Origin of the sequence: Mycobacterium sp. NPDC050551 (assembly GCF_040674075.1) — a bacterium.
Taxonomy (GTDB): Bacteria; Actinomycetota; Actinomycetes; order Mycobacteriales; family Mycobacteriaceae; genus Mycobacterium.
On record NZ_JBFARC010000002.1, the window covers coordinates 468368 to 488950 of the forward strand.

Here is a 20583-nt window from a genome sequence, read left to right on the forward strand (position 1 = left end):
CGCACGACACTAACGCCGCGGGCCGGCCCGGAGAACCTAGGCTTCCCCATATGCTCGCGCGCGGCGACAAGGTGGCGTCCTACGTCGTCGACGAACCGCTGGGCCGCGGCGGGTACGCCGAGGTCTACCGGGTGCGCACCGACGCAGGCGTCGACGTGGCGCTCAAGATGCTCGACGAGCATCACCGCAGGCCCGCCGACCTCGGCCGGCTGCAGCGAGAGTTCGGGTTCGCCCGCGCGGCCGACCACCCGCACGTGGTGAAGGTCTACGAGGCCGGACCGCACTGGCTCACCATGGAGATCGTCGGCGGCGGAACGGCGATGACCCTGCCCCGGATGGACGACCGGCTGACGGCCTTGGCTCAGATCGCCGGCGCGCTGGACCACACACACCGTCAGGGAATCGTGCACTGTGACGTCAAACCCGCCAACATCCTTGTGCGTGAGCCCTTTTCACCGACAAATGCGGTGCTCGTCGACTTCGGCGTCGCGCACTCGATGGCCGACGACGCCGCCCGCCACCCGACCCGCGTCGAGGCGTCGCTGCCCTACTCCGCACCGGAGCTGCTGCGAGGAAGGACGCCGACACCGGCGGTCGACGAGTACGCGCTGGCGTGCACCGCGGTCGAGATGATCACCGGCGCAACGCCCTTCACCGCGAGCACCTCGCTCGGCCTGGTCGACTTGCATCTGAACTCCCCGCCACCGCGGCTGGCGCGGCGGATCGCCTGGATCCCGCACGCGTTCGACTCGGTCATGGCCAAGGCGCTGGCGAAGGATCCCGAGCTGCGCTACGACTCGTGTTCGGAGATGATCCGGCTGATCACCCGCACGCTGCGGTGAACGGCGTCCGCCCGCCGACTTAACGCAGCTTTAACTGGCGTCAAGTTCCGCTTTACACGGCCGGGGCTAACTTCGGGCGTATGACCGCGACCGCGCCGTACGACAACTCCGCACTCGCGCATGAGGAGGAAGGCTACGAGAAGGGCCTCAAGCCGCGGCAGCTGCAGATGATCGCCATCGGCGGCGCCATCGGCACCGGCCTGTTCATGGGCGCCGGCGGCCGGCTCAACAGCGCCGGACCGGGCCTGTTCATCGTGTACGCGATCTGCGGCGTCTTCGTCTTCTTCATCCTGCGCGCACTGGGTGAGCTTGTGCTGCACCGCCCTTCGTCGGGATCGTTCGTCTCCTACGCGCGTGAGTTCCTCGGCGAGAAGGCCGCATATGTGGCCGGCTGGATGTACTTCTTCAACTGGGCCTGCACGTCGATCGTCGACGTCACCGCCATCGCGCTCTACATGCACTACTGGGGCGCGTTCGAGGCGATTCCGCAGTGGACCATCGCACTGATCGCGCTGGTGATCGTCCTGAGCGTGAACATGATCTCGGTCAAGTGGTTCGGCGAGATGGAGTTCTGGGCGGCGCTGATCAAGGTCGTCGCGCTCGTCACCTTCCTGATCGTCGGCATCGCCTTCCTGGCGGGCCGCTTCTCGATCGAGGGCCAGACCACCGGTCCCTCGGTGATCGCCGACAACGGCGGCATCCTGCCGACCGGCATCCTCCAACTGGTGATCATCACCTCGGGCGTCATCTTCGCCTACGCCGCAGTCGAATTGGTGGGCACCGCCGCAGGCGAGACCGAGGATCCGCCCAAGGTGATGCCCAAGGCGATCAACTCCGTCATCTTCCGGATCGCGGTGTTCTACGTCGGCTCACTGATCCTGTTGGCACTGCTGCTGCCGTACACCGCCTACGAGGAGGGCACCAGCCCGTTCGTCACCTTCTTCTCCAAGATCGGTGTTCCCGCGGCGGGCGACATCATGAACTTCGTGGTGCTCACCGCCGCGCTGTCCAGCCTCAACGCCGGGTTGTACTCGACGGGGCGCATCCTGCGGTCGATGTCCATGAACGGCAGCGCGCCCAAGTTCACCGCCAAGATGTCCAGCAGGGGCGTGCCCTGGGCCGGCATCGCGTTGACGGCCTGCTTCACCGTCGTCGGCGTCTTCCTCAACCTGATCGTGCCCTCGGAGGCGTTCAACATCGCTCTCGACCTGTCGGCCCTGGGCATCATCGCGTCATGGGGGACGATCGTCATCTGCCAGATCCAGCTGTACCGCTGGTCGCAGAAGGGCATCCTCGAGCGGCCCAGCTTCCGGCTGTTCGGCACGCCCTACACGAGCTACGCCACCCTGGTGTTCCTCGTCGGTGTGACCGCACTGATGTGCTACGAGAACTACTGGAACCTGATCGCGTTGCTCGTCATCATCCCGACGCTGGTCGGCGGGTGGTACGCGGTCCGCGGCCGGGTGCTCGAGATGGCGCGCGAGCGCGTCGGATTCACCGGCAACTACCCGGTGGTCGCGGAGACGCCGCTGCTCGACGAACTGCTCGGCAAGGACAACCGGCGCGACGCCGACAAGGAGTAGCCGGCCGGGCTACGCGAGGCGGACTGGCTCTTCGGAGTCGTCCGAGCGCTGCAGCAACCGCACGAAGTCGGCGACGCCGAGGGTCTCACCGCGACGCGACGGGTCGATGCTGGCGGCGAGCAGCCGGCGTGCCGACTCGTTGCCCGATCCCGCCCACTCGGCGAACGCGTTGCGCGACGTCTTGCGGCGTTGTGCGAACGCGATGTCGATGAGGTCGAAGACCTGCTTGCGGAAGGCGGACTCGGTCGGCCACGGCGAGGTCTCGTAACGGTCGAGCCGCACCAGCCCGGAGTACACCCGCGGGATCGGCCAGAACACCGTCGGCGACACCATGCCGTAGCGGCGCACCTTGCCGTAGAACCGCACCTTGGCACTCGGCACGCCGTAGTCCTTGCCACCGGGTTCGGCGGCCAGTCGCTCGGCGACCTCGGCCTGCACCATCACCATCACCGACTTGATCGTCGGGAACTCCGCGAGCAGGTGCAGCAGTGCGGGCACCGCGACGTTGTACGGCAGGTTGGCGACGAGCGCGGTGGGCGCGTTGTCCAGGTCCGTCGGCTGCAGCGTCAGGATGTCGCGGTTGAGCACCGTGAGCCGGTTGATCTCGCTGTGCGAGTGATCGGCGATCGTCTTGGGCAACTGGCGCGCCAGCAGCGGGTCGATCTCCACCGCGGTGACGTGCGCACCCTTGTCCAACAGCGCCAACGTGAGCGAACCCAGCCCGGGTCCGACCTCTAAGACGTGGTCGTGCCGGTGGATGCCCGACGCCGAGACGATCCGGCGAACGGTGTTCGCATCATGGACGAAGTTCTGTCCAAAGGACTTGCGTGGCCGAAAGTCGATGTCTTTCGCCAAGCGTCGTATCTCGGTCCGCCCGAGTAGCCGAATCGTCAGGACGCCCCCACTCTCGCACTACACACGGGCCACGCGCCCCATCCTTGACGCGCCCGAGTGACCTCAGCAATCGCGATCTGCTCTTCTCTTGTGGCCAGATCTGCGCGCTCAGCATACCTCAGACCGCCGTTCCGCTCCCAGGTGTTTTGATCAAATTGCACTCCACCGAAATATCCATTGCCGGTATTGATGCCCCAGTTACCTCCGGCTTCGCACTGCGCAAGCGCGTTCCACTGGCTCCCGTTGCTCACCGGAGGCACTTCGGTACCTGGTTTGGCACCCACCCGCAGCACCCCGGGACGGGCCGGTGTCACGACGACATTGGCTACTGGCAACCTGCCCGTTTCGACACCGTTCACCTTCGCGATGGCGAATGTCACGTCCTGCGAGCCGGGCGCGCCGGGGTCCTCGACCACCGAACGGCTCATGTTCAGGGAGACGTCCTCGATGCGCTGGTTGGCCGGTGCGAGCGGCAGCCGCTCGGTGACCCGCTCGATGCGGATCCGGGTCACGTGGATCGCCATGCCGTCGACGACCGGCGCGGCAGCCGGCGGGGTCACCTTGTCACGCTGCTGCAGCGGAGCGCCCGCGGCGTCGAGCAGGCCGGCCACGTTCGGCGCAGCCAGACGCACGGTGCGCACGACGCCACCCTCGTCGATGTGCACGGTTTTGGGGCTGACCACGGGCAATGACATGCCGGCCAGCGGGACGCGGCTCCCGCGCGATGCCGCGGCGGGCGCCTTGTCGGTCATCTGCAGCTGGCTGAGCGCCTCGTCGACGGTGGACGCCGTGGTCCACACCTGGGTGCTGTGCTGGCCGTCGAGGGAGATCTGCAGCGGCCGGCTGCGGCGCAGTTCGATGGTCTCGGACTGGCGGATCTTCTGGTCGCCCGCCGGGCGCAGATCGTCGCGGTCCTCGACGTCGAAGCCGTTCTCCTGCACCACGTCGATCACCCGGGACTTCATCGTGGTGACCGTCGTGGAGGTGCCGTCGACGTTGAGGGTGACGGTCTTGTGCGCCGTGACGGCGTAGCCGCCGGCGAACGTCAACGTGAGCAGCAACGTCCCCACGAGGAGTCGCAGGACAGGCGAGCGCGATTCATGGAGCTTGGTCAGAGCATTCAAGATGGAGTCAGTCCCCGACTGTCGGACGGCATTGGGCTCAGCCGTACTGGATCACAAGACGGTAACGAAAAGGTGTCCTGGCAGCAAATTAGGCCACGCGGTAGGCCCTTCTCGCGTTTGCCGTGGTTTCGCCGGCGAGTTGTTCGGCCGGGCGCCCGACGACCTCGGCGAGCGCACGCACGGTGTACGGCAGACAGTATGGCTCGTTCGGCGCACCCCGGAACGGGTGCGGGGTGAGGAACGGGGCGTCCGTCTCGACGAGCAGCTGGTCGGCCGGGATCAGCGGAACCGCCTCGCGAAGCGCCCGGGCGTTGCGGAAGCTGACGGTGCCCGACAGGCTCAGCAGCCAGCCGGCGTCGACGCAGGCCCGCGCCATCGCGGCGTCCGACGAGAAGCAGTGGAAGATCACGGTGTCGGGGGCGCCCTCGGCGCGCAGCACGTCGAGCACGTCGGCGTCGGCGTCGCGGTTGTGGATCATCAGCGGTTTGTCGACGCGTTTGGCCAGGTCGATGTGCCAGGCGAAGGCCTCGCGCTGCTCGGCGGGCGTGGCGCAGCCCTCCAGCCGGCCCGGCCAGTACAGGTCCATGCCGGTCTCGCCGACGGACACCACCCGCGGATGCGCCGCGAGGCGTTCGAGCTCCGCCCTGGTGTCGTCGGTGAGCGCATTGGCGCGCGTCGGGTGCAGCGCGACCGCGGCGTACACGCGCGGGTCCCACTCGGCGGCCCGGGTCGCCCACCGCGCCGAGGCCAGATCGTCGGCGATGGTGACCACGGTCTGCACGCCGACGGCCTCGGCCCGGTCCACGATCGCGCGCACGTCGTCGGCGTCCTCGGCCCCACAGGCGTCGAGGTGGGTGTGCGCGTCGATCAGCGGAGGCAGGGGTTCCGGCGGCGGCGGCGCCTCCCGTCCGGCTGAGCGCTTACTACTCACCGCAACACCATAAGGTTGTGTCCAAATGAGCATCCCGTTCTACATCACCACGGCTATCGACTACCCGAACGGCGCACCGCACATCGGGCACGCCTACGAGAAGATCGCCACCGACGCCATCGCGCGGTTCAAACGCCTCGACGGTTTCGACGTCCGCTTCCTCACCGGCACCGACGAACACGGCCTGAAGATGGCTGAGACCGCCACCCGTGAGGGTCTGCCCACCCCCGATTTCGCCCGGCGCAACTCCGACGTGTTCCAGCGCCTCTACGAGAAGCTCGACATCTCCTTCGACCGCTTCATCCGCACCACCGATGCCGACCACATCGACGCCTCGATCGACATCTGGAACCGGATGAACGCCGCCGGCGACATCTACCTCGACGCCTACTCCGGCTGGTACTCCGTGCGTGACGAGCGGTTCTTCACCGAGGGCGAGACGACGGTCCGCGACGACGGCACCCGGATCGCCACCGAGACCGGCGCACCGCTCACCTGGACCGAGGAGGAGACCTACTTCTTCCGGCTGTCGGCCTACGCCGACCGGTTGCTGGCCCATTACGAGGCCCACCGCGAGTTCATCGGGCCGGACGTGCGGCGCAACGAAGTGGTCAGCTTCGTCTCCGGCGGCCTACGCGACTTGTCGATCTCGCGGACCACCTTCGACTGGGGCGTCCCCGTGCCCGGCCACCCCGACCACGTCATGTACGTGTGGGTCGACGCGCTCACCAACTACCTCACCGGCGTCGGATTCCCCGACACCGACTCGGCGGCGTTCACGAAGTACTGGCCGGCCGACCTGCACATGATCGGCAAGGACATCATCCGGTTCCACACCGTGTACTGGCCTGCGTTCCTGATGTCGGCCGGCATCGAACTGCCGCGGCGGGTGTTCGCCCACGGCCACCTGCTCAGCGGCGGCGAGAAGATGAGCAAGTCGGTCGGCAACGTGGTGGACCCGGTCGCACTCGTCGACACGTTCGGCGTCGACCAGGTGCGCTACTTCCTGCTCCGTGAGGTGCCGTTCGGCCAGGACGGCAACTACACCGAGGACGGGATCATCGCCCGGATCAACGCCGACCTCGCCAACGAACTGGGCAACCTGGCGCAGCGCTCGCTGTCGATGGTCGCCAAGAACCTCGACGGCGCCGTGCCCGAACCCGGAACGTTCACCGCCGAGGACACCGCTCTGCTCGACGCGGCGGGCGCACTCCTGGCCCGGGTGCGGGAGCACTACGACGGGCAGGCACTTCACCTCGGGCTGGAGGCGATCTGGTCGGTGCTCGCCGCCGCCAACAGGTACTTCTCGGCCCAGGAGCCGTGGGTGCTGCGAAAAGGCTCCACCGACGAATCCCGGCAGCGCTTCAAGACCGTGCTCTACACGACGCTGGAGGTGGTGCGCATCGCGGCACTGCTCAGCCAGCCGGTCATGCCGACGGCGGCCGGGGCACTGCTCGATCTGCTGGGGCAGCCCGCCGACCAGCGCGACTTCGCCGCGATCGGCACCCCCATCGCGGCGGGCACGCCCTTGCCGCCGCCCAGCGGGGTGTTCCCGCGCTATCAGGTGGAGTGATCTGCGCCACACCGGCGCGATCGCCTGTCACACTCGCGGCGTGTGCGGTGTCTCCAAGGCAACCCGGCTCGATCGCAACGCCGGATGAACCGAGGAGTGTGAGATGACCGAACAGCACAGGGTGGTCGTGGTCGGCGGCGGTTACGCCGGTGTGATGGCCGCCAACCATTTGCGACTCGACGAGACGGTCGACGTCACCCTGATCAACCCGCGGCCGACCTTCGTGGAGCGAATCCGGCTGCACCAGGTCGTCACCGGGTCCGACGATTCCGTCGTGGACTACGAGAGCATTCTCGGTGCGGGCATCAGGCTCGTCGTCGATTCGGCGACCCGGATCGACGCCCCGTCGCGCCAGGTCGAACTCGGCTCCGGCGACACGCTCGACTACGACTACCTGATCTACGCGGTCGGCAGCACCGGCGCCGCGGTGACCGTGCCCGGCGCCGCCGAGCACGCATATCCGATCTCGGAGTTCGAGCACGCCGAACCGCTGCGCGCCGCCGTCGCCGGCGCCGCGGCCGACGCGCCCATCGTCGTCGTGGGTGCCGGACCGACGGGCATCGAGGTGGCCGCCGAACTGGCCGAGCAGGGCCGCCCCGTCACCCTGGTGTGCGGCAGCGTGCTCGGCCCCTACCTGAGCACCGCGGGCCGGCGCTCGGCGGCCAAGCGGTTCGCCAAGCTGGGCGTGACCGTGCTGGACGGCCCGGGTGCGGTGGTGACGGCGGTCGGCCCGGCCGCGGTCACGCTGGCCGACGGCCGCGAACTGCCCAGCGCCGTCACGATCTGGACGGCGGGCTTCGGGGTGCCCGACCTCGCTGCGCGCAGCGGCCTGACCACCGACCGGATCGGCCGGCTGATCACGGACGAGACGTTGACCAGCGTCGACGACCCCCGCATCGTCGCTGCCGGCGACGCCTCGGCACCGTCGGACCTCCCACTGCGGATGAGCTGCCAGGCGGCGATCCCGCTCGGCGCACAGGCCGCCAACACGGTGCTGTCCCGGATCGCGGGCACCGAACCCGCCGTGCTCAATCAGGCGTTCACCGGCCAGTGCATCAGCATCGGGCGCAACGCCGGACTCATCCAACTCGCCCACCTCGACGACAGGGTGATGCCGTTGCACATCGGCGGACGGGCGGCGGCGTCGATCAAGGAAGCGGTGTGCAAGGGCACGGTCGCCTTCCTGGCCCGGGAGGCGCGCAAGCCGGGAAGCTACTTCTGGCTCAAGGGCGGCAAGCGTCAGAAGCGGCTCGCCGAGGCGGTGGCGGTCCGGTGACGGCCGCGCCGGGTGCTTCGGAGCACGCGGAACGGTTCACGTTGCTGCGCCCGTTGCTGTTCACGATCGCCTACGAGATGCTGGGCAGCGCAACGGAAGCCGACGATGTGCTGCAGGAGAGTTACCTGCGCTGGGCCGAGGTCGACCTGGACACGGTGCGTGACACCAAGGCCTACCTCGCCCAGCTCGTCACCCGGCAGGCCCTCAACGCCCTGCGCACCCAGTCCCGCAGGCGCGAGGACTACGTCGGGCCGTGGCTGCCCGAACCCCTGCTGCTGGACATCCGGGACCCCGCCGCCGACGTCGTCCTCGCCGAGTCGGTGTCGATGGCGATGCTGGTGGTGCTCGAGACACTGACCCCCGACGAGCGCGCGGTGTTCGTGCTGCGCGAGGTGTTCGGCTTCGACCACGACGAGATCGCCTCGGCCGTCGGCAAATCCACGGTGGCGGTGCGTCAGATGGCGCACCGCGCCAGGGAGCATGTGCAGTCGCGGCGCAAGCGGTTCGAGCCCGTCGACTCGAGGACGTCCGAGGCCCTCACCACCCGGTTCTTCGCCGCGGCCGCCAGCGGCGACCTCGAGGACCTGATGGCGATGCTGGCCCCCGACGTCGTGTGGACCGCCGACAGCGACGGCAAGCGTTCGGCGGCAAGGAGACCCGTGGCGGGCGCGGAGCGCGTCGCCAAGCTGGTCATGGGATTGATCCGGCTCGCGGGCGAGGGTGGCCGCATCGAACCGGCCATGTACAACAACGCCCCCGCGCTGCGGCTGTACCTCGGCGACAGCTTCGAGGGCGTGATCACCGTGGAGATCGTCGACGGCCGCATCGCGCACTTCTACGCGATGCGCAACCCGGACAAGCTGGCCGGTGTCGACATCCGCCGGGAGATCAGCCGCTAGCCTCTGTCAGGCTTGGCGGGTGCGGATCGAGCGGCTCGGACGACTCGGCGACGCGCCAACGGTGCTTGCCGCCCTCGGCGCCGCCGGCGCGCGCCGCGGCCTGCCGCCGCCCGCCGCGCTGATCGGCGACTGGTTCGGCTCGCGCGCGGTGATCGCGCCGAGCGTCGACGTACGGCCGGTGGCGGTCGATTCGGTGTTCGACGGTGCGGTGGGCGACGGTTCGACGATCGGCGGCGGCTGGTTCGGCTATCTGTCCTATCCCGATCCGGGCGCCGACGGGCTCGGTCCGCGCATCCCGGAGGCGGCGGGCGGCTGGTCGGACTGCGTGCTCCGCCAGGACCGCGACGGCACGTGGCGGTATGAATCTCTCACCGACGCAGCACTTCCCGCGTGGATCACTGAGGCCCTGCACGGCCCCGTCCCGGCGACACGCGCCGACATCACCTGGCGTGCGCCCGACCGTGACGCCCACCGCGCCGGTGTGCTGGCCTGCCTCGAGGCGATCGCCGCGGGTGAGGTGTACCAGGCTTGCGTGTGCACGCAGTTCAGCGGCCGACTGCGCGGCGCCCCACTGGATTTCTTCGTCGACGCGGTCACGCGGACGTCACCCGCGCGGGCGGCGTACGTGGCCGGCGAATGGGGCGCGGTGGCGTCGTTGTCCCCCGAACTGTTCCTGCGCCGACACGGGACGACGGTGACATCCAGTCCGATCAAGGGCACGCTGCCGCGTGACGCGGACCCCGCCGCGCTGCGGTCGTCGGTCAAGGACGTCGCCGAGAACATCATGATCGTCGACCTGGTGCGCAACGACCTGGGGCGGGTCGCCGACATCGGCACCGTCACCGTGCCCGACCTGCTCTCCGTCCGGCCGGCCCCGGGCGTGTGGCATCTGGTGTCGACGGTGGCGGCGCAGGTCGGCCTCGACGTGCCGATGGCGGCACTGCTGGAGGCCGCGTTCCCGCCGGCGTCGGTGACCGGCACCCCGAAGGAGCGGGCACGCAGGCTGTTGCGGTCCTGGGAGTCCGCGCGTCGCGGCATCTACTGCGGGACAATCGGTCTGGCGTCACCGCTGGGCGGTTGCGAGCTCAACGTGGCGATCCGCACCGTCGAGATCGACGCCGCGGGCAACGCGGTGCTCGGCGTCGGCGGCGGCATCACCGCCGACTCGGTCCCCGACCTCGAGTGGGACGAATGCCTGCACAAGGCCGCGTCGATCGTGGACGCCGCTCACTCCCGCGAGCGCAAGACCGCGTCGTAGAGCTCTCGGCGCGACGGCGAGCCAGGATGCGCCGCGACCACCTGCGCGCAGGCGTCCTTCACCCGCATCCCCTCGTCGACGAGTGCGCTCACCTCCGCGACGAGTGTCGCCTCGTCGGCCTGCGGCACCGCACCCGCCAGCACCACGGTGATCTCGCCGAGCACGCCGTCCCCGGCCCATTCGACGAGTTCACTCAGCGACCCGCGCACGATCTCCTCGTGGGTCTTCGTCAGCTCCCGGCACACCACCGCGCGGCGCTGTCCACCGAGCGCCTCGGCCGCGTCGCGCAGGGTGTCGGCCAGGCGCCGCGGCGACTCGAAGAACACGCAGGTGCGCGGTTCGGCGGCCAGGGCGGCGAACCACGACACCCGGGCGGCGTGCTTACGCGGGGCGAATCCCTCGAAGCAGAACCGGTCGGACGGCAGTCCGGACACCGCGAGCGCCGTCGTCACGGCCGACGGCCCGGGCAGGCAGCTCACCGGGAGACCGGCGTCGACACAGGCCGACACCAGCCGGTATCCGGGATCGTTGATCAGCGGCATGCCCGCGTCGCTGACCACCAGAACCGTCGCCCCGGAGCGGATCGCGTCGAGCAGGCCGGGAATGCGGGTCGCCTCGTTCTGGTCGAACAGGCTCACCACCTTGCCTGCGATCCGGACCTCGAGTGCCTGGGCGAGGGTGCGCACCCGCCGGGTGTCCTCGGCCGCGACGATGTCGACGCTGCTCAACGCGGTGATCAGGCGGGCGGACGCATCCGTGGGCAAACCCAGGGGCGTGGCGCCCAGCAGTAGTCGACCAGGATTCGTCACAACCGACAGCCTACGATCGCTGTCGTGACCGCCCCCGCCACCGAAGCGCCGCGCGCGGTCCCCGTCATCAGTCCGGCCCCGCTGACACCCCCGGCGGACTTCGGTCCACTGGACCGGCTGTCGGGGTGGGCGATGACCGCCGTGGTCACGGCGCTCGCCGCGGTGACGCGGTTCCTCAACCTCGGCTCGCCCACCGATGCGGGCACTCCGATCTTCGACGAGAAGCACTACGCGCCGCAGGCCTGGCAGATGCTGCACAACCACGGCATCGAGGACAACCCCGGCTACGGGCTGGTGGTGCACCCACCGGTCGGCAAACAACTGATCGCGATCGGCGAGGCGCTGTTCGGTTACAACGGCCTGGGCTGGCGGTTCTCCGGCGCGCTCTGCGGTGTGATCGTGGTGCTGCTCGTGGCGCGGATCGGACGGCGCATCAGCCGGTCCACGATCGTCGGCGGTATCGCCGGTCTGCTGCTGATCGCCGACGGGGTGAGCTTCGTGGCGTCCCGGACCGCACTGCTCGACGGGTTCCTGGTGGTGTTCGTGGTGGCGGCGTTCGGCTGCCTGATCGTCGACCGCGACCAGGTGCGCGAGCGGATGCACATCGCGATGCTCGAGGGCCGGATCGGGGAGACCGCGTGGGGCCCGCGGCTCGGCGTGCGCTGGTGGCGGTTCGGCGCCGGAGTGCTGCTCGGATTGGCGTGTGCGACAAAGTGGTCGGGCCTGTACTTCGTCATGTTCTTCGGCGTGATGACGCTGGCGTTCGACATCGCCGCGCGCAGGCAGTACCGGGTGCGGCGGCCGTGGCGGGGGGCGCTTCGCCGCGACCTGGGGCCGTCGCTGTACGCGCTGGTGCTGATTCCGTTCGGCGTCTATCTGGCGTCGTATACGCCGTGGTTCGCCTCCGAGACCGGGGTGAACCGGCACCAGGTGGGGCAGGCGATCGGCGAGGACAGCGTGCTGCCGATCCCGGATGCGCTGCGGTCGCTGTGGTACTACACCCACGCCGCGTACCGATTCCACTCCGGGCTGACCAACGCCGACGGCAACCACCACCCGTGGGAGTCCAAGCCGTGGGCGTGGCCGATGTCGTTGCGGCCGGTGCTGTATGCGATCGACAACCAGGACGTGCCGGGCTGCGGCGCGCAGTCGTGCGTCAAGGCCGTGATGCTCGTCGGCACACCCGCGATGTGGTTCATCGCGGTGCCGGTGCTCGGCTGGGCGGTGTGGCGGGCGATCGTGAAGCGGGACTGGCGCTACGCGGTGATCCTGGTGGGCTATTCGGCGGGCTTCCTGCCGTGGTTCGCCGACATCGACCGGCAGATGTACTTCTTCTACGCCGCGGTGATGGCGCCGTTCCTCGTGTTGGCGATCGCGATGATCCTCGGCGACATCCTGCACAAGCCCCGCCAGAACGCCGAGCGGCGAACGCTGGGGCTGCTCGTGGTGAGCATCTACGTGGCGCTGGTGATCACCAACTTCGCGTGGATGTACCCGATCCTGACCGGGATTCCGATCTCACAGTCGACGTGGAACCTGCAGATCTGGCTGCCCAGCTGGCGCTAACGGTTGGACGTGTAGCGCTCGTTTTTGCGTCCTGGGCTGTTGCGCGCGGTTATCCACAGCCCTAGACGCAAAATTGCGCTCGGCAGGCCGAATTGTCGGCCGCGACGGCGACCATCGCGGCATGCAGGAAGTCGTGATCGGCGGCGAGGTGCTGGCCCTCGGCACGCTCACCCGCGGTCAGCTCCGGTGGAACTACCGTGCGCTCTTCCCCGGTGTCTACGCGCCCAAGGCAGCGACGCCCTCGCTGCAGACGAGAACCGTCGGCGCCATTCTGTGGTCAGGACGCAACGGCGTGATCGCGGGTCGTGCCGCCGCGGCACTGCACGGAGCGCGATGGGTGGACGCGGCCACGCCGATCGAATTGATCTGGCGCTCCGGCCGGCCCCCACCGGGCATCACGGTGCGCAATGAGCGGCTCGACGCCGACGAGATCGTCCGCGTCGCCGGGCTACCCGTCACGAGCGTGCATCGCACGGCGCTCGATCTGGCGAGATGTCTCCCGCGAGACGCTGCCGTCCGACACCTCGACGCCCTCGCCCATGCGTCCGGAGTCACCGCGGTCGACGCACTCGAGGCGGCCGAGCGCCATCCCAGGGCCAGGGGGCTGCCGCGAGCGCGGGTGGCGCTGGACCTGATGGACGGCGGCGCACAGTCACCGAGAGAGACGGCGCTGCGGTTGATGCTCATCGATGACGGCCTGCCCCGCCCGCACACCCAGATCCTGGTCAGCGACGGATTCGCGGACGCCTACATCGACATGGGCTACGAGGAGCCGAAAGTGGGCCTCGACTACGAGGGCGCCCACCACCTCGATGATCGCGGTCAGTACGTGTACGACATCGGAAGAGCCGAACTCATCGAGCGTCAGGGCTGGATCGACATCAAGGTGGTGAAGGAGCACAGCAGGCTCTTCACGCTGCGACGGGTCCGCGACGCCTTGGCACGACGCGAGTGGACTCCTCGTTTTTGCGCGTAGGGCTGTGGTTTCGACGCCACAACAGCCCTCCACGCAAAAACGCGCAGAAGCCGCGAACAAGACGCGGCTATACCGGGTCGCGGGCCGCCGGACACGACATGCAGCGCGGGCCGCCGCGACCGGTGCCGAGCTCTGACGCCGCGATCGGCAGCACCTCGATGCCCGAATCCGCGAGGCGCGCATTGGTTTCGACGTTGCGCTCGTAGGCCACCAGCACGCCGGGGGCGACGGCGAGGGTGTTGTTGCCGTCGTCCCACTGCTCGCGCTCGGCGGTCACCGGGTCAAGGCCGGTGTCGATCACCCGTAGCCGCTCGATGCCCATGGCCGCGGCGGCGGCGGTGACGAACGGCGCGGCGTCGTCGATCCGCACCCCTCCGCTGCCGTTGCGGTGAATCGTGAACGCCGACAACGAGTCCTTGATGTTGGGGTACATCACGACGGCGTCGACGTCGACCATCGTGCACACCGTGTCGAGATGCATCTGCGCGCGCTCCTGGGCGATCGGCACCGCCAGCACGGTGTGCGCCAGATCGTCGTCGAACAGGCTGCGCGCCAGCGCTTCCGCTCCGGCCGGCGTGGTCCGCTCCCCCACACCGACGGCGACGACGCCCTTCGCCAGCAGGAGCACGTCACCGCCCTCGATCGGCGCCGAGCGCGACTCGTAGGCCCGTCGCACCCCGAGGAACCGCGGATGGTGCGCGTAGATCAGGTCGGTCAGCGACGTCTCCCGCACCCGCGCGGGCAGCGCCAGCGACGTGATCGCCACCCGCGGGCCGATCCAGAACGACGAGTCGCGGGTGAACAGCAGATTCGGCAACGGGTCGATGACGAAGTCGCCTCCGTGGTGCATGCGGCGCACCAGCGAGAATTCGCCACCCGCCAGCGGCAGTTCGTTGAACGTCATCCCCGCCATCAGCACGTGCGCCAGGGCCGCGGGTTCCAGCGTGCGCAGATACGCCGACAGTTCGTGGGCGAGTGGGATGCCCAGCCGTCGCGGGTCGACGGCGGCCGCGATCCCGTGCATCCGGGCGGCGCCGCTCACCAGCGCCTCGGACAGCAGTTCGGCCAGCAGCAGCACCTCGACCCCGCGCGAGCGCAGTAGGTCGGCGAAGGCATCGTGCTCCTGCTGCGCCTTGGCCACCCACGGCAGCCCGTCGAAGAGCAACGCGTCGTTGTTGCGCGGAGTGAGCCGCTGCAACTCCGCGCCCGGGCGGTGCAGGATGACGACGCGCAGCGGGCCGACCTCGGAGTAGGAGCCCAACACGGTGCCGGTCACACCTAGCACCGTAGCGCCAAAGGTCACCTCAACTATTGTTCAGGTGTGGACACGCACGAGTTGACCCCGGGCGAGATGGCCGAGCGCAGCGGCGTCGCGGTGTCGGCACTGCACTTCTACGAGCGCGAGGGCCTCATCCAGAGCCGGCGTACGTCGGGGAACCAGCGGCGCTACGCCCGTGAGACCCTGCGGCGCGTCGCGTTCATCCGGATGTCGCAGCGGCTGGGCATCCCGCTCGCCCGCATCCGGGAAGCACTGCGGACACTGCCCACCGACCGCGTTCCGACCAGCAAGGACTGGGCCCGCCTCTCGGCGGGCTGGCGGCAGGACATCGACGACCGCATCCTGCACCTGGAGCGACTGCGCGACAACCTCGCCGGGTGCATCGGCTGCGGCTGCCTCAGCCTGAAGACCTGCGTCCTGTCCAACCCGGGCGATGTGCTCGCCGAACACGGGCCGGGAGCGGTCCGACTCTGAATTTTCGAACGGGTGTGCGATACACTCGCGAACATGGAGGTGGCTCTTCAGGACTCGCTGTTCGAGCACGCCGAACGCCGCCAGCTCGGAAACGGCGCCTGGCTCGACGTGCGATCCGGCTGGTTGACCGACGCCGACACCCTCTTCGACGAACTCCTCGACGTCGTACCGTGGCGAGCCGAGCGCAGGCAGATGTACGACCGCGTGCTCGACGTGCCCCGGCTGCTCAGCTTCCACAATCTGGTCGACGGGCCGGTCCCCCATCCACGGCTCAAACAGCTGCGCCGACGACTCAACGACACCTACGGCGGTGAGCTGGGCGAACCGTTCACCACCGCCGGGCTGTGTCTGTATCGCGACGGCAACGACAGCGTGGCCTGGCACGGCGACACCATCGGCCGCAGCAGCAGTCAGGACACCATGGTCGCGATCGTCGGCCTCGGCGCCACCCGGGTGTTCGCGTTGCGCCCGCGCGGTGGCGGACGGTCACTCCGGCTGCAACACCACCACGGCGACCTCCTGGTGATGGGCGGCTCCTGTCAGCGGACCTGGGAGCACGCGGTGCCGAAGACCACCAGGCCGACGGGCCCGCGGATCAGCATCCAGTTCCGCCCGCACGACGTGCGGTGATCGTCAGCCGCGCACGGCGGCGACGGCCGCGGTCAGCAGGTCGCGGGCCCGCTGCGTGTCCACCGGGGCCACCGGCTGGTTCGGCACCACCAACGGGTTGGCGGTCACGATCACCAGGTAGTCACCGAAGCTGGCGACGTAGTTGTACAGCTCGCCGGTGCGCGGCTGCTTGTCGACGATCGTCTGCAGCACGCGGTGGGTGCCGCGCGTCGTCACGCCGTCGATCTGCGGCGCCTCGACCGCTTCGGCCAGTCCGCGGAACTGCCCGCCCGCGAACTCGACCTTCTTGCAGTTCTCCCCCGGGTCGGCGGCAGGCACCGGCTCGGAGGTCTCCACCGCCATCGCGATGAAGCGGTTGCCCTGCCCCTCGGCGAAGGTGGCGGCCATGTTGCCCTTGAGCCCGTCGGGCAGCACCTGACCTTCGGCGAACTTCGCGCAGTCCGCCGGTGTGAACGTGATGCCCGCAGGCAGCTTCTGCGGGGCCAGCAGCTTCGGATCGATACCGCTCGACGGCACGCTGGTGACCTTGAACTCAGGCCCGAAGTTCGACGTGAGCTGGTCGATCCGGTTGATGTCGCCGGTGGGTTCTTCGGTTCCACACGCGGCGATCAGCACGGCACAGCCGGCGACGGCCGTCGCCCTCAGAAGCAGCATCGGCGTCAATCTACCCGCGCCCGGGCGGTCAACCCCGTAACGCCGCCACGGTTTTCGTCAGCAGGTCGGCGGCGAACGCCGCGTCGAGCGCAGACTGGGCGGCGCCCGGATCGGTGACCACGACGACCACCACGACACGGCCTTCGGCGAAGGCGTAGTACGTGTCGGCGTGTGAACGGGTGGCGGTGCCGCCCTCGACGGTCGTGACCACGTCGGCGCCCATGCCGAGCGTGATGGCGCCGTCGACCGTCGGCGCGTCGAGGCGGTCGACCGTGCCGGAGGTGGGGCCTGCCGTCACCGTCCATGCGGCGCAGCCGTCGACGACGGCCGGATCCGGTGCGGCCGCGCCGCCCGCCGCGAAGGTGTAGACGATGCCGCCCTCGCCCGACGCCGACCATCCCCGCAGCGAGGCGGGGTCGAGCACAGGGTCGGCGAGTGCAGCGCACTGCGACGGTTCGGCGATCCACCCGGGGCCGAATCCCCACAGCGCCACCGGGGTCGGCCGGTCGATGAGGTCGGCCACCTCGTAGCCGGCGGGCAGCTCGCCGCGGACGCGGTCGACCCGCGCCGGGTTCACCACCCCGACCGTCGGGGAGGACGACGGGGTGACGGCAGGTGGCGCCTCGGCCGGCGCGGCACAGGCCGCCAGACACAGCATCGCCGCTGCGAGGGCCGCGAAATGGCGCACGTCGCCGTTGATACCACAGTCGACGCGCCGGACGGTGCCGACCGCGCCCGCGTGCCCCAAACTCGTTCGGAATCAATTCGATTGATCGCACGTTGACAAGATCAGATATCGAAAGGCACCACGGATGAAGAAGTTGCTGCTCGCCGCGATGGCGGGCGGAGCGATGACCCTGATGACACTCGGCACACCGGCCGCCTCGGCCGCGCCGGCCGGCGTCGGATCGGCCGAAGAGACCGCCGCTGCCCTCGAGCGCAGTGGCTACCAGGTGGTCGTCGACAAAGTCGGCGATCTGCCGCTCGATCAGTGCTCGGTGGCCGCCGTGCAAGCGGGCGCAGCCGCGACCCAGCCGATGAGCACCGGGCGCCACGGCGCGCTCGGCACGCTGCTGCTCACGGCGAAGTGCTGACTCAGGCGGCGTCCTTGGTGTCGTTGTCCGCCGAAGGCGACGGGTCCTTGTCCGGCGCGTCGTCGGACGACGGGGAGGGGTCCGCGGCGTTCGGGCGTTCCTGACGCTGACCGGTCAGCCGCTTCACGAAGTTGCGTAAGTGACTGCCCGGGCGGTGCTCGGAGCGCGGCTTCGGATTCTGCTGCTCGTCGTCGGCGTTGTCGCGCTGCCGGAAGAACGTCTGCAGGTTGCCGCGCGACTGCGGCTCCGCTTGCGCCTTCGGCACTTCCGCGTTCGGGGTCTCGGGCGTGCTCCCAGCCGCGGGGAGGGCCGTCAGCTCGGTGGTCCGCTGCGAGTCGGCGCTCTCGGCATCCGCCGCCGGCGAGTCGGGCGCGGCTGTCGTTGCCATTTCCGTCGACGTCGTGGGATCTGGCCGGCCCAGCGGGACGAACCCCACCGGTGCGCCCTCGAGGTCCTCGTCCTCGCCGCCGACGCCGTAGATCCCGGCCGGCTCTGTGCCGAGCGGCCGCTCGCCGGTTTCCTCTTCGATGGCGTCGTCGATGCCGACGGGGATCGAGGCGAGCAGGTTGGCCAGGAACCTCGGGTTGAGCACGGGCACGAGCTGGGCCGGCACCGGCTCGCCGGGGCTGATGTCGCGACGGTATGCGGTCTCGATGATCACACGCAGCGGTGCGTCGATGACCCGCAGCAGCGCACGCGGCACACCGATCCGCTCGAGCGGCATCAGCAGCGGCAGGATGTCCGCGCCGACCATGTAGTAGTGGGTATCGCCGAACTGCCCCTGATCCTCGTCGACTTCGTCCATGCCGGCATAGGGCATGTCCCCGTGCAGCATGAGATAGGCGGCGATCGAGTTCAGCGTCGCCAGCAGGTTGAGCGGGTAGAGCGGGAAGTCACCGCCGAGGGCGTCGTACTGCTGCGCCACGTCGACGGTCGGCAGATGGCAGGTGTCGCCGACACAGCTGTTGGTCGGCGACGCGCCGTCCATGGTCACCCCGAGGAACGGGATCGAAAGCCCGTTGAAGCGCATGAGCACACCGCCGTTGGGACGGTTCGGGTTCGACAGGAGCAGAAACGAGACGTCGGGAGTCGGCCGACCGGCGGCCCAGTCCTCGCCGTACTCGTCGATCAGCCGCTGCTTCTCCATCGACGCGATGCGGGCACTCTGCGAGTAGCCGACGATCACCCACTCGTCCTCGACCCCGGGCTCGGGGTCGGTCACCACCTGCGAGTCGCAGCCGGTGGTCATGCAGCCGTCGAGGTTGTCCGCACCTTCCTGCACCGAGTCGTCGAACGTCTTCGAGCCGACGACCGGGAAGAACTCCTCCGGGGTGTACACGGCCACCAGGCGGTAGGGCTCGTTCGATTGAGCGTCCCGGTCGCCTTCGGTCGGCTCGAGGTAGTTCTCCTGCATCGCGTCGAGATAGTCCCTCACCCACTGCTCGTCCGCGGTCAACGGATCATTGCTGACGCCGTCGTGGTTGGACTGCACCAGCGGGTGTTCGGTGCCTCCCATGATGAGCGCGGTGGTGGCCAGCAGTTGGACCATCGACGGCAGCGGTGACGCCAGACCGAATGTGACCGCCGCCGCGACGGCTCCCCCGGCCACGCCCAGCGAACGAAGTTGATTGCGCATACGCGACTTCCCCCATGCAGTAACAGCAATGATTTCCCCGACGCCCAGTGATGACGCGGGTGTCAAGAGACAGCTGCTTCCTGCTGGGCACGACCAGTTTCTCATCGGATTCTCAGGTTGCCAACGGGCAATGACGAAGTTTTCGGCTACCGGTTTCAAGTAGTTGCCGCAGGAAATAACCGACCGCCCGCGACCAGCCACAGCAAGCGAATCAGCGTCGTATTTCGGAATCGGTTCAGAAGCGTCGGCGGACCGTCGCGGAGCCCGACGGCCTCCAATCGAGTTCCAATCATCGCCGGTTAACGTGCCCGGCGATTCGGCCTTCGGCGGGCATTTGCCAGCCGTAGGCTCTTGCCGACATCTCAATCGACGGGAGAACTCATGAGGAATTCACGGCGGGCGAGCGTCGCCATCGCGGCGGTCGCCCTCGGACTGGCACTCGTAGGGTGCGGGTCCGACACCGCCACCGAGTCGAGCACGTCAAAGGAGACGACGTCGAAGGCGACGTCGAAAGCGGAGGCGACCAAGTCCGCTCCCGAGACCTCGCCCGCACCGGCCGAGGGCGCCAACTACACGATCGTGGACTACATCAAAGAGAACCAGATCGTCGAGACACCGATCCACCGCGGCGATCCGGGCTCGCCGACCCTCGACCTGCCCATCCCGCCCGGATGGGAGGACGCCGGCGCCAACGCACCCGAATGGGCCTGGGGCGCCATCGTGTTCAGCGACCCCGCAGCCGCGGCTGATCCGCCGAGCGTCATCGCACTGATGTCGAAGCTCACCGGCAACGTCGACCCGGCCAAGATCATCGAATTCGCGCCGAACGAGCTGAAGAACCTCGACGGCTGGGACGGCACCGACGGGCAGTCCAGCACAATGAGTGGCTTCGACGCCTGGCAGCTGAGCGGCACCTACGTCAAGGACGGCGCCACCCGCTTGATCGGCCAGAAGACCGTCGTGATCCCCGGCCAGGACGGCATGTACGTGCTGCAGCTCAACGCCGACGGCCCGGAAGGGCAGGAGGGGCCGATGATGGACGCGATGAACCTCATCGACGAGCAGACCACCATCACCCCCTGACG

20 protein-coding genes are annotated in these 20583 nt (G+C 69.0%); 12 read left to right on the forward strand and 8 right to left on the reverse strand.

What is annotated here, in order from left to right; all coding sequences use genetic code 11:
* Positions 1-50: 50 nt before the first annotated feature.
* Together AB0K11_RS08915 and AB0K11_RS08920 are read left to right on the forward strand one after the other, a co-directional pair.
* Complete coding sequence (locus AB0K11_RS08915; protein ID WP_364974868.1) at positions 51-842, forward strand: serine/threonine-protein kinase; 792 nt, start codon at positions 51-53, stop codon at positions 840-842.
* 80 nt (positions 843-922) lie between these two features.
* Positions 923-2425, forward strand: coding sequence for an amino acid permease (locus AB0K11_RS08920; protein ID WP_364974871.1), 1503 nt, complete (start codon positions 923-925; stop codon positions 2423-2425).
* A 9-nt stretch (positions 2426-2434) separates the two neighbouring features.
* Here AB0K11_RS08920 and rsmA read toward each other — a convergent pair whose 3' ends face one another.
* The 3 genes from rsmA to AB0K11_RS08935 form a co-directional block, all read right to left on the reverse strand.
* Positions 2435-3319 carry a 16S rRNA (adenine(1518)-N(6)/adenine(1519)-N(6))-dimethyltransferase RsmA gene (gene rsmA, locus AB0K11_RS08925; RefSeq protein ID WP_364976701.1) on the reverse strand — a complete coding sequence of 295 codons (885 nt, stop codon included), beginning with the start codon at positions 3317-3319 and terminating at the stop codon, positions 2435-2437.
* Positions 3316-4443, reverse strand: a complete 1128-nt coding sequence (locus AB0K11_RS08930; protein WP_364974874.1) for a transglycosylase family protein — start codon at positions 4441-4443, stop codon at positions 3316-3318. Before AB0K11_RS08930 ends, rsmA begins: the two co-directional genes overlap by 4 nt.
* An 88-nt stretch (positions 4444-4531) precedes the next feature.
* Positions 4532-5407 carry a TatD family hydrolase gene (locus tag AB0K11_RS08935; RefSeq protein WP_364974877.1) on the reverse strand — a complete coding sequence of 292 codons (876 nt, stop codon included), beginning with the start codon at positions 5405-5407 and terminating at the stop codon, positions 4532-4534.
* On the opposite strand from AB0K11_RS08935, the gene metG reads away from it, so the two are divergent.
* From metG to AB0K11_RS08955, 4 genes are all read left to right on the forward strand, one after another.
* Entirely contained in the window at positions 5400-6947 is a 1548-nt protein-coding gene (gene metG / locus AB0K11_RS08940; RefSeq protein WP_364974880.1) for a methionine--tRNA ligase, read from the forward strand. The genes AB0K11_RS08935 and metG overlap by 8 nt on opposite strands.
* Positions 6948-7050: 103 nt before the next feature.
* Positions 7051-8223: an FAD-dependent oxidoreductase gene (locus AB0K11_RS08945; protein ID WP_364974883.1), complete on the forward strand. Its 1173-nt coding sequence runs from the start codon at positions 7051-7053 to the stop codon at positions 8221-8223.
* Complete coding sequence (locus tag AB0K11_RS08950; protein ID WP_364974886.1) at positions 8220-9122, forward strand: RNA polymerase sigma-70 factor; 903 nt, start codon at positions 8220-8222, stop codon at positions 9120-9122. The genes AB0K11_RS08945 and AB0K11_RS08950 overlap by 4 nt, the downstream gene beginning before the upstream one ends.
* A gap of 19 nt (positions 9123-9141) precedes the next feature.
* Positions 9142-10380 (forward strand): aminodeoxychorismate synthase component I, encoded by a 1239-nt coding sequence (locus tag AB0K11_RS08955; protein WP_364974889.1) that lies wholly within the window; start codon positions 9142-9144, stop codon positions 10378-10380.
* On the opposite strand, the gene rsmI is transcribed toward AB0K11_RS08955, so the two are convergent.
* A complete protein-coding gene (gene rsmI, locus AB0K11_RS08960; protein ID WP_364974892.1) occupies positions 10350-11189 on the reverse strand; it encodes a 16S rRNA (cytidine(1402)-2'-O)-methyltransferase in 840 nt (279 codons plus the stop codon). The two genes, AB0K11_RS08955 and rsmI, sit on opposite strands and share 31 nt — an antisense overlap.
* 24 nt (positions 11190-11213) lie before the next feature.
* Here rsmI and AB0K11_RS08965 point away from each other — a divergent pair, with 24 nt between their 5' ends.
* The gene (locus AB0K11_RS08965; RefSeq protein ID WP_364974895.1) at positions 11214-12755 is read left to right on the forward strand and encodes a phospholipid carrier-dependent glycosyltransferase; all 1542 of its coding nucleotides are present in this window, start codon (positions 11214-11216) and stop codon (positions 12753-12755) included.
* Positions 12756-12876: 121 nt separating this feature from the next.
* The gene (locus AB0K11_RS08970; RefSeq protein WP_364974898.1) at positions 12877-13731 is read left to right on the forward strand and encodes a hypothetical protein; all 855 of its coding nucleotides are present in this window, start codon (positions 12877-12879) and stop codon (positions 13729-13731) included.
* Between the two features lie 67 nt (positions 13732-13798).
* On the opposite strand, the gene arcA is transcribed toward AB0K11_RS08970, so the two are convergent.
* A complete protein-coding gene (arcA, locus tag AB0K11_RS08975; RefSeq protein WP_364976703.1) occupies positions 13799-14995 on the reverse strand; it encodes an arginine deiminase in 1197 nt (398 codons plus the stop codon).
* A 57-nt stretch (positions 14996-15052) separates the two neighbouring features.
* On the opposite strand from arcA, the gene soxR reads away from it, so the two are divergent.
* Positions 15053-15484, forward strand: a complete 432-nt coding sequence (gene soxR, locus AB0K11_RS08980; protein ID WP_364974901.1) for a redox-sensitive transcriptional activator SoxR — start codon at positions 15053-15055, stop codon at positions 15482-15484.
* Between the two features lie 33 nt (positions 15485-15517).
* Positions 15518-16114 carry an alpha-ketoglutarate-dependent dioxygenase AlkB gene (locus tag AB0K11_RS08985; RefSeq protein ID WP_364974905.1) on the forward strand — a complete coding sequence of 199 codons (597 nt, stop codon included), beginning with the start codon at positions 15518-15520 and terminating at the stop codon, positions 16112-16114.
* 3 nt (positions 16115-16117) lie between these two features.
* Here AB0K11_RS08985 and AB0K11_RS08990 read toward each other — a convergent pair whose 3' ends face one another.
* Together AB0K11_RS08990 and AB0K11_RS08995 are read right to left on the reverse strand one after the other, a co-directional pair.
* Positions 16118-16768, reverse strand: coding sequence for a DUF5642 family protein (locus tag AB0K11_RS08990; protein ID WP_364974908.1), 651 nt, complete (start codon positions 16766-16768; stop codon positions 16118-16120).
* A 28-nt stretch (positions 16769-16796) separates the two neighbouring features.
* Positions 16797-17456: a DUF5642 family protein gene (locus tag AB0K11_RS08995; protein ID WP_364974911.1), complete on the reverse strand. Its 660-nt coding sequence runs from the start codon at positions 17454-17456 to the stop codon at positions 16797-16799.
* Positions 17457-17580: 124 nt separating this feature from the next.
* Between AB0K11_RS08995 and AB0K11_RS09000 the strand changes: the two genes are divergently transcribed.
* Positions 17581-17862: a hypothetical protein gene (locus AB0K11_RS09000; RefSeq protein WP_364974914.1), complete on the forward strand. Its 282-nt coding sequence runs from the start codon at positions 17581-17583 to the stop codon at positions 17860-17862.
* A 1-nt stretch (position 17863) separates the two neighbouring features.
* Here AB0K11_RS09000 and AB0K11_RS09005 read toward each other — a convergent pair whose 3' ends face one another.
* Positions 17864-19498, reverse strand: coding sequence for a PE-PPE domain-containing protein (locus AB0K11_RS09005; protein ID WP_364974916.1), 1635 nt, complete (start codon positions 19496-19498; stop codon positions 17864-17866).
* 381 nt (positions 19499-19879) lie between these two features.
* On the opposite strand from AB0K11_RS09005, the gene AB0K11_RS09010 reads away from it, so the two are divergent.
* Positions 19880-20581, forward strand: a complete 702-nt coding sequence (locus AB0K11_RS09010) for an LpqN/LpqT family lipoprotein (protein WP_364974920.1) — start codon at positions 19880-19882, stop codon at positions 20579-20581.
* The last annotated feature ends 2 nt before the right edge of the window (positions 20582-20583 follow it).

What these genes read in the sequence shown, in the direction of transcription:
- AB0K11_RS08915 (WP_364974868.1), top strand. Translation starts at nt 51, where the DNA reads ATGCTCGCGCGCGGCGACAAGGTGGCGTCCTACGTCGTCGACGAACCG.
- AB0K11_RS08920 (WP_364974871.1), top strand. Translation starts at nt 923, where the DNA reads ATGACCGCGACCGCGCCGTACGACAACTCCGCACTCGCGCATGAGGAG.
- metG (WP_364974880.1), top strand. Translation starts at nt 5,400, where the DNA reads ATGAGCATCCCGTTCTACATCACCACGGCTATCGACTACCCGAACGGC.
- AB0K11_RS08935 (WP_364974877.1), bottom strand. Translation starts at nt 5,407, where the DNA reads ATGCTCATTTGGACACAACCTTATGGTGTTGCGGTGAGTAGTAAGCGC.
- AB0K11_RS08945 (WP_364974883.1), top strand. Translation starts at nt 7,051, where the DNA reads ATGACCGAACAGCACAGGGTGGTCGTGGTCGGCGGCGGTTACGCCGGT.
- AB0K11_RS08970 (WP_364974898.1), top strand. Translation starts at nt 12,877, where the DNA reads ATGCAGGAAGTCGTGATCGGCGGCGAGGTGCTGGCCCTCGGCACGCTC.
- AB0K11_RS08985 (WP_364974905.1), top strand. Translation starts at nt 15,518, where the DNA reads ATGGAGGTGGCTCTTCAGGACTCGCTGTTCGAGCACGCCGAACGCCGC.
- AB0K11_RS08990 (WP_364974908.1), bottom strand. Translation starts at nt 16,768, where the DNA reads ATGCTGCTTCTGAGGGCGACGGCCGTCGCCGGCTGTGCCGTGCTGATC.
- AB0K11_RS09000 (WP_364974914.1), top strand. Translation starts at nt 17,581, where the DNA reads ATGAAGAAGTTGCTGCTCGCCGCGATGGCGGGCGGAGCGATGACCCTG.
- AB0K11_RS09005 (WP_364974916.1), bottom strand. Translation starts at nt 19,498, where the DNA reads ATGCGCAATCAACTTCGTTCGCTGGGCGTGGCCGGGGGAGCCGTCGCG.
- AB0K11_RS09010 (WP_364974920.1), top strand. Translation starts at nt 19,880, where the DNA reads ATGAGGAATTCACGGCGGGCGAGCGTCGCCATCGCGGCGGTCGCCCTC.